This is a genomic window from Micromonospora sp. HK10, assembly GCF_000982955.1.
GTDB lineage: Bacteria > Actinomycetota > Actinomycetes > Mycobacteriales > Micromonosporaceae > Micromonospora.
This window is the reverse complement of record NZ_KQ058783.1, coordinates 20,100-33,388: the sequence shown is the minus strand read 5'-3', so window position 1 is coordinate 33,388 and position 13,289 is coordinate 20,100. Positions and strand designations below refer to the sequence as shown.

Annotated in this window: 12 protein-coding genes; 7 read left to right on the top strand and 5 right to left on the bottom strand. The window is 75.6% G+C overall.

The window, feature by feature from the left end; all coding sequences use genetic code 11:
- Window positions 1–57: 57 nt before the first annotated feature.
- Window positions 58–1,014 carry a sigma-70 family RNA polymerase sigma factor gene (locus LQ51_RS11485; protein WP_046564960.1) on the bottom strand — a complete coding sequence of 319 codons (957 nt, stop codon included), beginning with the start codon at window positions 1,012–1,014 and terminating at the stop codon, window positions 58–60.
- A gap of 52 nt (window positions 1,015–1,066) precedes the next feature.
- A complete protein-coding gene (locus LQ51_RS11480) occupies window positions 1,067–1,645 on the bottom strand; it encodes a GNAT family N-acetyltransferase (RefSeq protein ID WP_046564958.1) in 579 nt (192 codons plus the stop codon).
- Window positions 1,646–1,680: 35 nt separating this feature from the next.
- Between LQ51_RS11480 and LQ51_RS11475 the strand changes: the two genes are divergently transcribed.
- On the top strand, window positions 1,681–2,991 hold the full coding sequence (locus tag LQ51_RS11475) for a glycosyltransferase 87 family protein (RefSeq protein WP_046564956.1): 1,311 nt from the start codon (window positions 1,681–1,683) through the stop codon (window positions 2,989–2,991).
- On the opposite strand, the gene LQ51_RS11470 is transcribed toward LQ51_RS11475, so the two are convergent.
- Complete coding sequence (locus LQ51_RS11470; protein WP_046564954.1) at window positions 2,890–3,441, bottom strand: GNAT family N-acetyltransferase; 552 nt, start codon at window positions 3,439–3,441, stop codon at window positions 2,890–2,892. The two genes, LQ51_RS11475 and LQ51_RS11470, sit on opposite strands and share 102 nt — an antisense overlap.
- Before the next feature lie 128 nt (window positions 3,442–3,569).
- On the opposite strand from LQ51_RS11470, the gene LQ51_RS11465 reads away from it, so the two are divergent.
- The 6 genes from LQ51_RS11465 (at window position 3,570) to LQ51_RS11440 (ending at window position 10,848) form a co-directional block, all read left to right on the top strand.
- Window positions 3,570–4,799 carry a winged helix-turn-helix domain-containing protein gene (locus LQ51_RS11465; protein WP_046564951.1) on the top strand — a complete coding sequence of 410 codons (1,230 nt, stop codon included), beginning with the start codon at window positions 3,570–3,572 and terminating at the stop codon, window positions 4,797–4,799.
- Window positions 4,800–4,935: 136 nt separating this feature from the next.
- The gene (locus tag LQ51_RS11460; RefSeq protein WP_046565001.1) at window positions 4,936–5,541 is read left to right on the top strand and encodes a DUF2752 domain-containing protein; all 606 of its coding nucleotides are present in this window, start codon (window positions 4,936–4,938) and stop codon (window positions 5,539–5,541) included.
- A 108-nt stretch (window positions 5,542–5,649) separates the two neighbouring features.
- A complete protein-coding gene (gene thyX, locus LQ51_RS11455; RefSeq protein WP_046564999.1) occupies window positions 5,650–6,387 on the top strand; it encodes an FAD-dependent thymidylate synthase in 738 nt (245 codons plus the stop codon).
- Window positions 6,388–6,439: 52 nt separating this feature from the next.
- The gene (gene dapA, locus LQ51_RS11450) at window positions 6,440–7,366 is read left to right on the top strand and encodes a 4-hydroxy-tetrahydrodipicolinate synthase (protein WP_046564949.1); all 927 of its coding nucleotides are present in this window, start codon (window positions 6,440–6,442) and stop codon (window positions 7,364–7,366) included.
- Between the two features lie 51 nt (window positions 7,367–7,417).
- Window positions 7,418–9,106: a ribonuclease J gene (locus tag LQ51_RS11445; RefSeq protein WP_046564948.1), complete on the top strand. Its 1,689-nt coding sequence runs from the start codon at window positions 7,418–7,420 to the stop codon at window positions 9,104–9,106.
- A 182-nt stretch (window positions 9,107–9,288) separates the two neighbouring features.
- Window positions 9,289–10,848 carry a S1 family peptidase gene (locus LQ51_RS11440; RefSeq protein WP_046564945.1) on the top strand — a complete coding sequence of 520 codons (1,560 nt, stop codon included), beginning with the start codon at window positions 9,289–9,291 and terminating at the stop codon, window positions 10,846–10,848.
- A 98-nt stretch (window positions 10,849–10,946) separates the two neighbouring features.
- Here the strand turns inward: LQ51_RS11440 and LQ51_RS11435 are convergent, their stop codons facing one another.
- Complete coding sequence (locus tag LQ51_RS11435) at window positions 10,947–12,521, bottom strand: YbjN domain-containing protein (RefSeq protein WP_369799841.1); 1,575 nt, start codon at window positions 12,519–12,521, stop codon at window positions 10,947–10,949.
- Window positions 12,522–12,742: 221 nt separating this feature from the next.
- Window positions 12,743–13,222: a YbjN domain-containing protein gene (locus tag LQ51_RS11430; protein WP_046564939.1), complete on the bottom strand. Its 480-nt coding sequence runs from the start codon at window positions 13,220–13,222 to the stop codon at window positions 12,743–12,745.
- Window positions 13,223–13,289 lie beyond the last annotated feature (67 nt).

The following is a 13,289-nucleotide window of genomic DNA, read 5'->3' as shown; positions in this document are numbered from 1 at the left end:
GCGGCGCGGCGGCGTACGAGGGGTGGACGAGACGCGCCGGCGAAACTCATCGGTGGCTCACCGGTCCAGCCGCAGCGGCAGGCCGAAGCGGGGGAAGAGGTCGGGCTGGAGGAAGTGGTGCAGCCCGGCGATCCGGCCGCCGGAGAGCTCCAGCACCTGGATCGAGAAGGCCGCGTGGCCGCCGGCCGGGTCGACCCGGTACTGGGCGAAGGCCGGCCCACCGTTCGCGGCGATCGGCACCAGCCGCGACCCCCGGCACTCGGCGCCCGGACCGGACAGCCAGCGGCCGATCTCCGTGGCCCCGCGCAGCCACATCGCGTACGGCGGCATGCTCTGCACGGCGTCCGCCCGCAGGAGCGCCACCAGCGCGTCGATGTCGTACCGGGTGAAGGTGTCCACGTACCGGTCGAGCAGGTCGCGGTCGGCCGGGTCGAGCCCCGGGCCGGCGGCCGGCTCGATCCGGGCTCCGGCCAGCGTGGCCCGGGCCCGCTGAAGGGCGCTGTTGACCGCCGGCACGCTGGTGCCGAGCAGCTCGGCCACCTCGTCGGCCCGCCAGCGCAGCACGTCCCGCAGGATCAGCACCGCCCGTTGCCGGGCCGGCAGGTGCTGGAGCGCGGCCACGAACGCCAGCCGCACCGACTCCCGGGCCACCGCCAGCTCCGCCGGGTCGGCCGGCAGCACCGTGCTGTCCGGCACCGGCTCCAGCCAGTCGCCGGCCGGCGTGCCGAGCGACTCGACGACCGGTGGCGACGGGGCGCCCAGGCCGACCGGCAGGGCCCGCCGGGCGCGCCCGCGCAGCAGGTCGACGCAGATGTTCGTGGTGATCCGGTAGAGCCAGGTGCGCAGGCTGGACCGGCCGTCGAAACCGTCCCACCCGCGCCAGGCCCGCAGCAGGGTCTCCTGCACCGCGTCCTCGGCGTCGAAGACCGAGCCGAGCATCCGGTACGCGTAGCCGGTCAGCTCGACCCGGTACGCCTCCAGGTCGGTGGGGTGCGCCGTCGCCGTGGTGCTCATCGCCCCACCGTAGGCGCACCGCCTGACAACCGGCACGTGCGGCGCGGGTACCTCAGGGTGCGGCCGGCCTGGCGGGGACGGCGACGTGCAGGCGGAGCTGGGGGACGAGCATGTCGTCGACGTCCAGCGCGCGGGCCGCGCCGTCGGGCTCCCAGCCGGTGGAGGTGAGGAACTTCCGGGTCGCCGCGTCGGCGTCGAAGACCCAGGCGACCGCGCGGCCGAGGCCGTCGGCGCGCCAGTGGTCGACGGCCGCGGCGAGCAGCCGGCTGCCGTGCCCGCGCCGCCCCCAGCGCGGCTCGACCAGCAGGTCGGTCACGGCGGCCACGCCCTCGCCGAGCGCCTCGGCCGGCTCGCCCGGCGCCAGCGCTTCGGCATCGGCCGGACCGGAAGCGGCGAACCCCACCAGATAGGATTGCTCGGCCTGTTCGACGGCGACCAGCACCCGGTGCGCGCCCGAGGGCGGCTCCTGCACCGCCGCGCTCCACCGCCGCGCCAGGTACGCCTCGTCCAGGTTGTCGAGCACGTGCCGGGGCAGGATCCGGCGGTACGCGACCCGCCAGGTCGCGAGCTGGATGCGTGCGATCTCGGCGGCGTCCTCCGGACGCGCGGGGCGGACATAGCCTGCTGCCATGGCACGTGAGCCTACGCAGGGCGAGGGAGGCGACGGTGGCGCAGGGTGCCAGGCGGACGACCGGGCAGGTCGTCGCCGTGCTGGTGCTCGCCGGCGTGGTGGCGGCCTTCCTCGCGGTCGCCGCCGTCCGGCACGGCTTCTTCGACCTGAGGGTCTACTACGGCGCGCTGCGGTTCTGGGTGCACGACGGCGGCGAGATCTACGACTTCCTCAAGCCCGGCACCCAGTACGGCTTCACCTATCCGCCGTTCGCCGCCCTGGTCATGCTGCCGATGGCGTACCTGCCCTGGCTGGCCGCGATCACCGTGAGCGTGGTCATCACCGTGCTGGCCAGCACCGTGGTGATCTGGTGGCTGGTCGGCCCGATCGCCCGGCGCGCGGGCTGGACCGGCTGGTTCAGCCTCGCCGTCGCGCTCCTGCTGGCCGCCGCCTTCGAGCCGATGCGCGAGACGGTGAACTTCGGCCAGGTCAACATGCTGCTGCTCTTCCTGGTGGCGGTGGACCTGCTGCGGCTGCTGCCGGCGGGCAGCCGGTGGGCCGGCGTCGGCATCGGCCTGGCCACCGCGATCAAGCTGACCCCGGGGCTGTTCATCCTGTATCTGCTGGTCACCGGCCGCTGGCGGGCCGCGTTCACCGCGATCGGCACCGCCACCGCGGCCACCCTGCTGGCCGGCGCGCTCGTCCCGGACGCCTCGCGCGAGTTCTGGACCACGGCGTTGTGGAACACCGACCGGGTGGGTGAGCTGGCCTTCATCTCCAACCAGTCGCTGCGGGGGATGGTCGCCCGGCTGGACCCGGTGCATCCGAGCACGGCGGCCTGGCTGGTGCTCGTGCTCGCCACCCTGGCGGTCTGGGGGTGGCGCTCCCGGGCCGCCGTCGCCGCCGGTGACGAGGCGACCGGGTTGGCGCTCACCGGCGTCACCGGCTGCCTGATCAGCCCGGTGACCTGGGTGCACCATCTGGTCTGGCTGCTGCCCGCGCTGATCCTGCTGGTCGACAACGGCATGGCGGCGCCCGCCCGGGGCCGCCGGCGCCGCCTGCTGCTGGCCGCCGCGTTCGTCGGGTACGCCTTCCTGATCAGCCGGATCGTCTGGGCGTGGGAGGACGACTTCACCGGCCTCGACGGCTTCCTCGGCAGCAACACGTACGTCTGGATCAGCCTGGTTCTGCTGCTGGTCCTGCCGATCCGGCGCTCGGCGGCGCCGGCCGGCGGCGGCTCCGCCGACCGGGACGGGCCGACCCCGTCAGCCGTCCGTCCGGGCGGTGTAGCGCAGCTCGCGGAGGCGGACCGGCTCGCGTCCGCCGGGCAGCGGCACCGGGTAGGTGGACTCCGTGCCGTCGGGTGACAGGCCGGCCCGTTCGTAGAAGCGGCGGGCCCGGGCGTTCTCGGCCAGCACCCAGAGCCGGTACTCCGTCCAGCCCCGCTCGGCCAGTCCGGAGCGGGCCGCGGCGAACAGTGCCCGCCCGGCCCCGGTGCCCCAGTGCGCCGGCTCCAGGTACATCGCCACGATCTCGCCGTACCGCGGGTCGAGGTCGGCGCGGTCCTGGTTGTTCCGGTACGGGCCGAAGGTGGTGAAGCCGACGACGGTGCCGTCGACCTCGGCCAGCAGGGTGGCGAACGGGTGCTCGGGGTCGGCGGTGCCCAGGTCGCGGCGGCGCTGCGCCCAGGCGGCCGGGTTCAGCCGGGCCAGCACCTCCGCCGGCATGATCCCGGCGTATCCGGCCTGCCAGCCGTGCACGTGCGCCCGGGCGACCGCCTCGGCGTCGTCGGGTTCCTCGCGGCGAATGGTGAGCATCCGTCCGTTCTATGCCGGTCGGGGCGGCGGGTCCAGCGTCCGCACCGCGCGGCGCGCGACTCGGCCGTTCCGGGCCGGGCCGCCGGATGCGGGACGGGCGTCGTACCGGTGGATTAGGGTCGCCGACGATGGCCGCACCGGAATCGCTCTCGCCCGCCCAGGCCCGTCGGGTGGCGCTCGCCGCCCAGGGCTTCGCCGACCCGGCGCCGACCGGCGTGCCCACCCGCCGCCACCTGCGCCGGGTGCTGGACCGGGTCGGGCTGATCCAGATGGACTCGGTCAACGTCCTGCAACGGGCGCACTACCTGCCGCTCTACAGTCGGCTCGGGCCGTACCCGACCGCGCTGCTCGACACCGCCGCCTACCGCCGCCCCCGGGAGCTGTTCGAATACTGGGGGCACGAGGCGTCGCTGGTGCCGGTCGGCCTGCACCCGGCGCTGCGCTGGCGGATGGCCCGGGCCCGGGACGAGGCCTGGGGCGGGATGCGCCGGATCGCCCAGGAGCAGCCCGAGCTGGTCGCCTGGGTGCGCGACGAGGTGGCCGCCAAGGGGCCGCTGACCGCCGCCGAGATCGAGCACGACGCCCCCCGGCAGACCGGCAACTGGGGCTGGAACTGGTCGTCGGTGAAGCAGGCGCTGGAGTTCCTGTTCTGGGCCGGCGAGGTGGCCGCCGCGGAGCGCACCACCTCGTTCGCCCGCCGCTACGACCTGCCCGAGCGGGTGCTGCCGCCGGCCGTGCTCGACGCGCCCACCCCGAGCGACGCGGACGCCCACCGGGCCCTGGTCGCGATCGCCGCCCGGTCGCTGGGGGTGGCCGCCGAGCCGGAGCTGCGCGACTACTTCCGGCTGCCGGTTGCCGCCGCCCGGCGGGCGGTCGCCGAGCTGGTCGAGGCGGGCGAGCTGACCCCGGTCACGGTGCCGGGCTGGCGGCAGCCGGCCTACCTGCACGCGCAGGCCCGGCTGCCCCGCTGGGTGCGCGGCAACACCCTGGTCAGTCCCTTCGACCCGCTGGTCTGGGAGCGGTCGCGCGCCGAGCGGCTCTTCGACTTCAGCTACCGGATCGAGATCTACGTGCCGGCGCCGCAGCGGGTGTACGGCTACTACGTGCTGCCCTTCCTGCAGGGGGAGCGGTTCACCGCCCGGGTCGACCTGAAGGCCGACCGGAAGGCGGGGGTGCTGCTGGTCCCCGCCGCGTGGGCCGAGCCGGGGGTGGATCCGGGGGAGACCGCGGTGGCGCTGGCGGCGGAGCTCTACCGGCTCGCCGGCTGGCTCGGCCTCGACGCGGTCGCCCCGCCGGCGGCCGGCGATCTGGCCGCCCCGCTGACCGCCGCGCTGGTGGGCGTGGCCGGTGTACGGTAAGCCCGTGACGAGCGTTGACCGGCCCGGCGCCCCGGCCGACCCGCAGCCGGCTCCCGTAGCGTCCACCGGCTCGCAGCCGGTCTCCGTCGCACCCGCCGGCTCGCAGCCGGCTTCCGTCGCACCGGCCCACCCGGAGCTGGCGCCCGCCGGCTCGCAGCCGGCCTCCGCCGCACCCGCCGGCCCGCAGCCGGCCTCCGCCGCACCCGCCGGCCCGCAGCCGGCGCCCGCTGGCCCGCCAGCCGGTCCCGACGGCACGCCGCTCTGGCCCGCCGGGGTCGCCTACCAGCCGGTCGAGCCGGACCGGTTCACCCGCCTGGTGCTGCGCCTGCACGCCCGCGCCCCGCGCTGGGCGGTGCCCCTCGCGGCGCTCGGCTGCGTCGGCGTCGGCATGACGTACGCCCTGCTCAGCGACCCCACGCACAGCGACCCGGATGCCCGCCCGACCTGCCTGCTCAAGCTCCTCACCGGGCTGGACTGCCCGGGCTGCGGCGGCACCCGCGCGCTCTGGTACGTGCTGCACGCCGACCTGCCGGCGGCCGCCCGGCACCACTTCCTCTTCGTCTTCGCGCTGCCCTTCCTGGCGTACCTCTTCGTCGCCTGGGCCGGCAACCGGGCGTTCGGCTGGCGGCTGCCGGAGCTGTCGCTCAGCCCCAGGGTGATCGGTGGCTTCCTCGCCCTCTGGTTCGCCTTCTCGGTGGCCCGCAACCTGCCCTGGGCCCCGTTCACCGCGCTCTACGTCTGATCACCGGAGCCGTCCGGTCCCGGCCCGGCGGTGGTGCGGCGATTCACCTCCGGCGTGCCCCCGTTTTCCGAGCGGCCACCGGCCACTACAGTCCCAGGAATGCCGGAGATGGTGCAGCCCCAGGTCAAGCTGATCGCGTGGACCCAGTTCCAGGCGCCGGACGACGTGCCGTGGTCGACCGACGCCGACGGCGGCCAGGCCCTCGCCGAGTTCGCCGGCCGGGCCTGCTACCAGAGCTGGAAGAAGCCGAACCCGGCCACCGCGACCAACGCCGGCTACCTGGCGCACATCCTGGACGTCGGTCACCTGAGCGTGCTGGAGCACGGCTCGGTGAGCTTCTACTTCAGCGGGGTCTCCCGCTCCTTCACCCACGAGCTGATCCGACACCGGCACTTCTCCTACTCCCAGCTCTCCCAGCGGTACGTTCCGGAGCGGGACGCCGCCATGGTCGAGCCCGCGGTGATCGCCGAGGACCCGGAGCTGCACAAGACGTTCGTCGAGGCGAGCGAGGCGGCCGTCCGGGCGTACACCGAGCTGCTGGCGGGGCTGGAGGCCCGGTTCGGCGACGAGCCGAACCCGACGCTGCGCCGCAAGCAGGCCCGGCAGGCGGCCCGCGCGGTGCTGCCCAACGCCACCGAGACCCGGATCGTGGTCACCGGCAACTACCGGGCCTGGCGGCACTTCGTGAAGATGCGCGCCACCGAGCACGCCGACGTGGAGATCCGCGAGCTGGCCGTGGAGTGCCTGCGGCAGCTCCAGGGGGTGGCGCCGAACGTCTTCGCCGACTTCGTGATCTCCAAGCTGCCCGACGGCACCGAGGTGGCCGCGTCGCCGCACGCGGAGTGACTCGTCAGACTTCGCCGCCGGGCCACCGGTGGCCGTCCGCTAGGTTGTGAGCATGACGCACGACCACTCCGCCGCCCCGAGCCAGGGCGCGTCGCGCCCGTTCGGGCGAGTGATGACGGCCATGGTGACCCCGTTCACGCCGGAAGGCGGCCTGGACCTCGACGGCGCCGCCCGGCTGGCCGAATACCTCGTGGACGAGCAGGGCAACGACGCGCTGGTGCTCAACGGCACCACCGGCGAGTCCCCGACCACCACGGACGCGGAGAAGGAGTCGCTGATCCGGGCCGTGGTGGAGGCCGTCGGCGACCGGGCCCGGATCGTCGCCGGGGTGGGCACCAACGACACCCCGCACACCGTCGAGCTGGCCACGCAGGCCGAAAAGGCCGGGGCGCACGGCCTGCTGGTGGTCACGCCCTACTACAACAAGCCGCCGCAGGCCGGGCTGCTGCGTCACTTCACCACCGTGGCGGACGCCACCGGCCTGCCGGTGGTGCTCTACGACATCCCGCACCGCACCGGGGTGGCGATCGCCACCGAGACGCTCGTCAAGCTGGCCGAGCACGGCCGGATCGTCGCGGTGAAGGACGCCAAGAGCGACCTGTTCGCCACCGCCGAGGTGCTCAGCCGCACCGACCTGGCCTACTACAGCGGCGAGGACGCGCTCACCCTGCCGATGCTGTCGGTCGGCGCGGTCGGCGTGGTCGGCACCTCCACCCACTTCACCGGCGCGCTGACCAAGCAGATGATCGAGGCGTTCGAGGCGGGCGACAACGCCCGGGCGCTCGCCCTGCACCGGCAGTTGCTGCCGCTCTACACCGGCATCTTCCGCACCCAGGGCACGATCCTGGTCAAGGCCGGGCTCGGGGCGCAGGGTCGCCCGGCCGGTCCGGTGCGGTCGCCGCTCGTCGACGCCACCGGTGACGAACTGGCCCAGCTGCGCGCCGACTGCGCCGCGGCGGGCCTGCCCCTGCCCGAATGAACCAACGACACGACGGACGCCGCGCGACGGCGTCGCAGAATGAGGTGACGCGTGACCGAGGCGCACATCGAGGGTGAACTGCCCCCGCCGCTGCCGGAGGGCGGCCTGCGGATCATCCCGCTCGGCGGACTCGGCGCCATCGGCCGGAACATGACCGTCTTCGAGTACGACGGCAAGCTGCTGATCGTCGACTGCGGGGTGCTCTTCCCCGACGTCGAGCAGCCGGGCGTGGACCTGATCCTGCCCGACTTCGGCCCGATCCTGGACCGGCTGGCCGACGTGCAGGCGATCGTCCTCACCCACGGCCACGAGGACCACATCGGCGCGGTGCCGTACCTGCTCGCCCACAAGCCGGACATCCCGCTGGTCGGCTCCCAGTTCACCCTCGCGCTCGTCGAGGCGAAGCTGGCCGAGCGGCGGATCCAGCCGTACACGCTGACCGTGGCGGAGGGGCGGCGGGAGCGGCTCGGCCCGTTCGAGTGCGAGTTCTTCGCCGTCAACCACTCGATCCCGGACGCCCTCGCGGTGGCCATCCGTACCCCGGCCGGCCTGGTGCTGCACACCGGCGACTTCAAGATGGACCAGCTGCCGCTGGACGGCCGGATCACCGACCTGGCCGGCTTCGCCCGGCTCGGCGCCGAGGGCGTCGACCTGCTGCTGTCCGACTCGACGAACGCCGAGATCCCCGGTTTCGTCACGCCGGAGCGGGAGATCGGGCCGGTGCTCGACTCGATCTTCGCGAAGGCCAAGGGGCGGATCATCGTCGCCTCGTTCGCCTCGCACGTGCACCGGGTGCAGCAGGTCTTCGACTCGGCGGCCGAGCACGGCCGCAAGGTGGCGCTCATCGGCCGGTCGATGGTCCGCAACATGGGCATCGCCCGGGATCTCGGCCTGCTCAACATCCCGCCCGGCCTGGTGGTCGGGCTGGAGGAGGCCACCACGCTGCCGCCCGAGCAGATCGTGCTGATGTCCACCGGGTCGCAGGGCGAGCCGATGAGCGCGCTCGGCCGGATGGCCAGCGGCGACCACCGGCACATCACCATCGCCCCGGGCGACACCGTGGTGCTCGCCTCCTCGCTGGTGCCCGGCAACGAGACCTCGGTCTACCGGGTGATCAACCGGCTGGCCCGGGCCGGCGCCACCGTGATCCACAAGGACGTGGCGAAGGTGCACGTCTCCGGGCACGCCCCCGCCGGTGAGTTGCTCTACCTGCTCAACGTGACCCGCCCCAGCAACCTCATGCCGGTGCACGGGGAGTGGCGGCACCTGCGGGCGCACGCCCGGCTCGGCATCGAGTCCGGGGTGGCGCCCGACCGGGTGGTGCTCTGCGAGGACGGCGACGTCGTCGACCTGGTCGACGGCCGGGCCAGCCTGGTCGGCCACGTCAAGAGCCGGTACGTCTACGTCGACGGCCTCGCCGTCGGCGACGTCAGCGAGTCGCTGCTCACCGAGCGCCGGATCCTCGGCGACGGCGGTTTCATCGCCACCACCGTGGTGGTCGACTCGGTCACCGGCAAGGTGGTCGGCGGCCCGACGGTCTCGGCGAAGGGCTTCTCCGAGGACCCGGAGGCGTTCAACCCGGTGATCCCGCTGGTCACCGAGGCGTTGAACCGGGCCGCCGCGGACGGCATCACCGACCCGCACCAGCTCCAGCAGATCGTCCGGCGCACCGTCGGACGCTGGGTCAACGACGCGTACCGCCGCCGGCCGATGATCGTGCCGACCGTGGTCGAGGTCTGAGCCCACCGGCACCGCCCGCCGGTCCACCCTCCGCGGTGGGCCGGTGTCGCCGTCCGGGTACGCCCCGCAGTCGGCTGGCCACGCTGCGTCGAAGCTGACCGGCCGACCTCAACCGATCGGCGTCCGTCTCCGTACTCCCGTCCGGCCGGGGTGACCCGCGCCGGCCGGGAGGAGCGTGGCGGATGGACCGCAGACGGATGACAGCCATCGGCGTCGTGGTGGTGGCGGTGGGCGCGACGGCGGCGGTGACGCTGCCCTCGTTCGCCGGGGAGAACGCCCCGGGCCGGCGCGCCGCGCCCCCGGCGGCCGGCGGGGTCGCGCCCGAGGTGCTGGACGCGGTGAGCCGGGACCTGTCGCTCACCCGGGACCAGGCGACGCGGCGGCTGGCCACCGAGCGGTGGGCCGCCGGCACGGTTCCCCGGCTCCGCGCCGACCTGGGCGCCGACTACGGCGGCAGCTGGCTCGGCGCCGACGGGCGGACCCTGCACGTGGCGGTCGCCGACCCGGCGCACGCCGCCCGGGTGCGGGCCGCCGGGGCGGTGCCGGAGCAGGTCGACCGGGGCGTGGCCGAGCTGGACGCGGTGAAGACCCGGTTGGACGCGGCCGGCGCCTCGGCCACCCCGGACATCACCGGCTGGTACGTGGACGTGGCCGACAACGCGGTGGTGGTGCTCGCCCAGCCCGGCGCGGAGGCGTCCGGCCGCCGCTTCGCCGCGGCCGGCGGGGTGCCCGCCGGCACGGTCCGGGTCCGCACCAGCGACGAGGCGCCCCGGCCGCTGTTCGACGTCCGCGGCGGCGACGCGTTCCTGATCAACAACGCGGCCCGCTGCTCGGTGGGCTTCTCCGTGGTCGGCGGGTTCGTCACCGCCGGGCACTGCGGGCGGCCCGGCGACCGGACCACCGGTGCGAACCGGGTCGCCCAGGGCACCTTCGCCGCGTCCTCGTTCCCGGGTGACGACTGGGGGGTGGTGCGGGTCAACGGCGACTGGACACCGCAGGGCGTGGTGAACGACTTCAACGGCGGCACGGTGCCGGTGAACGGTTCGACGGAGGCCCCGGTGGGCGCCTCGGTCTGCCGTTCCGGCTCGACCACCGGCACCCGGTGCGGGGTCATCCAGGCCCGGAACGCCACGGTGAACTATCCGGAGGGGACGGTCACCGGGCTGACCCGGACCAACGTCTGCGCCGAGCCGGGCGACTCCGGTGGCGCGTGGCTCTCCGGCGACCAGGCGCAGGGGGTCACCTCGGGCGGCTCCGGCGACTGCACCCGCGGCGGGGTGACCTTCTTCCAACCGGTCAACGAGATCCTCCAGCGCAACAACCTGACCCTGGTCACCGCGGCCGACGGCGGTACGCCGAGCACGCCGCCGGCCGACGGCGGGGCGACCCCGCCGGCCCCCACCGCGCCCGCCCCACCGCCGACCGGGGGGACGGACGGGTGCACCGGCCAGGTCAGCCGGGCCGGGCAGGTCGCGGCCGGCCGGGTGCAGGTCCAGCCGGACGGCCGGTTCTTCCGCACCTCCGGTGGCACCCAGCAGGCCTGCCTCGCGGCGCCGGACGGGGTCCGCGTCCGGCTGGAGCTGCAACGCTTCACCGGCACCGCGTTCCGCACCGTGGCCAGTGCCGTGACCGGGGACGAGCCGGCCCGGCTGAGCGTGGCGACGCCGGCCGGCGCCTACCGTTACCGGGTGGCCGGGCTGGCCGGCGCCGGCGCGTACACCCTGGCGTTCTCGGTCCGCTAGACCACCGGCGGGCCGCACCGGACCGCGGCCCCCGGCCACCACCGCCCGGTGGCCGGGGGCCGCGCCACGTTCCGGCCCGGCCGCCGCGCCGGGCGCGGTCAGCCCTCGTCGCCGCCGGGCAGCGCGGCGACCGCCTCGGCGTACGCCACCCCGGTGCTGACCGCGGCGGTCACCAGCACCACCAGCTGCGCGAGGGCCACCCCCTGCGCCAGGTCGGTGGTGACGCCGCCGACCAGCACCAGCGCCCCGTCGCCCGGATCGTGCACGTACGCGGCCGGCAGCAGCCGGTCGTGGTTCCAGGCGTTGCAGAACGCGTACGCCTCGGCACGCCGGTCGGCCGGCACCCGGCGGGTGGCCACCACCCGGGCGTGCAGGATCTCGCCCCGCTCGCCGAGCCGGCGGAACTGGATGACGGCCGCGCCCCAACGCCCCACCACGGTGCCGTCCCGCTCCACGGCGTACCCGTCGCCGCGGGCGTCGAGGGCGCGGGTGAGCAGCGCCAGGCTCAGCGGGACGGGTTCCTCCTCGCCCGGCTCGGCCGGGTCGTCGGGCGGGGCGCCGTCCTCGTCCTCGTCCTCGGCCGGTAGCGGCACCGGCTCGGCGACCGGCCGGTCGGCGAGCCAGGAGGCGATCCGCCCGGACTGGTGCCCGGTGCCGTTGCGGGCGTCGAAGCTGCCGGCCAGCGCGGTGGCGAGGGCCTGCAACTGCCCGCCGAGCGTGGCCACCTCCAGATCGGCCGCCGGCCGGGCGCCGTGCCCGGGCCGGTGGATCCGCCGCCCGCCCAGCCCGGCCTCCACCGCGAGAGCGCAGACCAGCGACCCGGCCGCGGCGAACTCCATCGCGGCGAGGTCGTCCACCGGCTGGTCCAGCCGGGGCAACTGCTCGGCCAGCACCGCCAGCCCTCGCTCCAGGTGCCCGCCCAGCGCGCAGAAGCGCAGGTGCGTGGCGAGCAGCGGGAACGCCGCTCGTTCCCGGCGGTGCCGGCGGTACGCGCGCAGGTGCGCCCGGGCGGCCCGCGTCGCCGCCCCGGTACGCAGCCAGGGCAGCAGCCCGGCCACCAGGGCGCGCTCCGGCTGGTCGGTGCAGTCCACCTCGCCGTCGAGCACCGGGCGCAGCGCGGCCAGGGCCTCGACCGGCTCGCCCCAGCCGGCCAGCAGCTCGGCCCGCCGGGCCGGCGCGCAACCGGGACAGCCTGCGACCGCCCCGGCGGACCGGTCGTCGGCGCCGGCGGCCGGCCCGACCGCGCCGCTCGCCTGGGCCGGGACGGCCGTCCGGGCGGCCGGCTCCTGCCGTGGCGCGGAGACGGCGGCCGGGTCCTGCCGTGGCGCGGTCGCGGCGGCCGGGTCCTGCCGTGGTGCGGTCGCGGCGGCCGGGTCCTGCCGTGGCGCGGTCGCGGCGGCCCGGCCCTGCCGTGGCGCGGTCGCGGCGGCCTGCCAGCGGGCGTACTCGCGGCGGGCGGTCGGCTCGTCACCGAGGTGGTCGGCGAGCCGGCAGCGCAGCTCGGCCACCGGCTCGGCCGCGCCGCCCAACCGCTCGGCCAGGTCGTCGAGCAGGAACCGCGCCTGGTCGAGCCCGACCCGGGGGGTGCCCAGCAGCGCCTCCACCGCCTGCCGCTGGTGCCGCAGCAGCCGGGTCACGTCGCCGGGGCGGCCGCCGGCGGGCTCCTGCGCCAGCGTGGACCGGCAGCGGCGTACCGGCTCGACCAGCCGCCACCCCTGACCGAGTTGGAGGTACGTCTCGATCAGCGCGAAGCGGGCCGCCAGCGCGGTGGCCGGGTCGCCGGTGGCGTCGGCGTGCGCGGCGATCCGGTCCAGCTCGGCGCAGCGGGCCTCGCCGTCGGGCAGGTCGAGGGCGTCGGCCAGCGCGTCGGCCGGGCCGCGGTCCCGGGCGGTGGTCACCGGACCGACCCGCCGGGCAGGCGCCCCACCTCGGCGGCGAGCTGGCAGCCGGTGCTGATGCCGCAGTCCAGCAGCTGGTCGAGCTGGTGCGGGGTGACGCCGCGTTCCAGGTCGGTGATCACCTCGCCGCAGATCTGCGCCAGCCCGTCGTCGGCCACGTGCACGAACACCTTGGGCCAGAGCCGGTCGTGGTTCCAGGCGTTGCAGAAGGCGTAGAGGGCGGGCACGTGCTCGATGCCGAAGCGGTGCCCGGTGACGGTGCGGACCTGGAGCAGCTCCCCGTCGGCGCCCCGGCGGTGGAACCAGATCAGGCTCTCCGCCCAGCGGCCGACCAGGTCACCGGCGGCATCCTCGGCCACCGCGTACCCCCGGTTGGTCAGCACGGCGGCGATCAGGGCGCCAGTCAGCGGCCGCAACGTCTGCGGGTGTCCGGCCAGCGGGCCGTCCGGACCGTCCTCGAGCTCCGGCGACGCCATGAGGGCATCCCTTCTGCGGCGAATAACACAAACGGCGCCCGGTCCGTGCTGCGACGCGCGGACACGA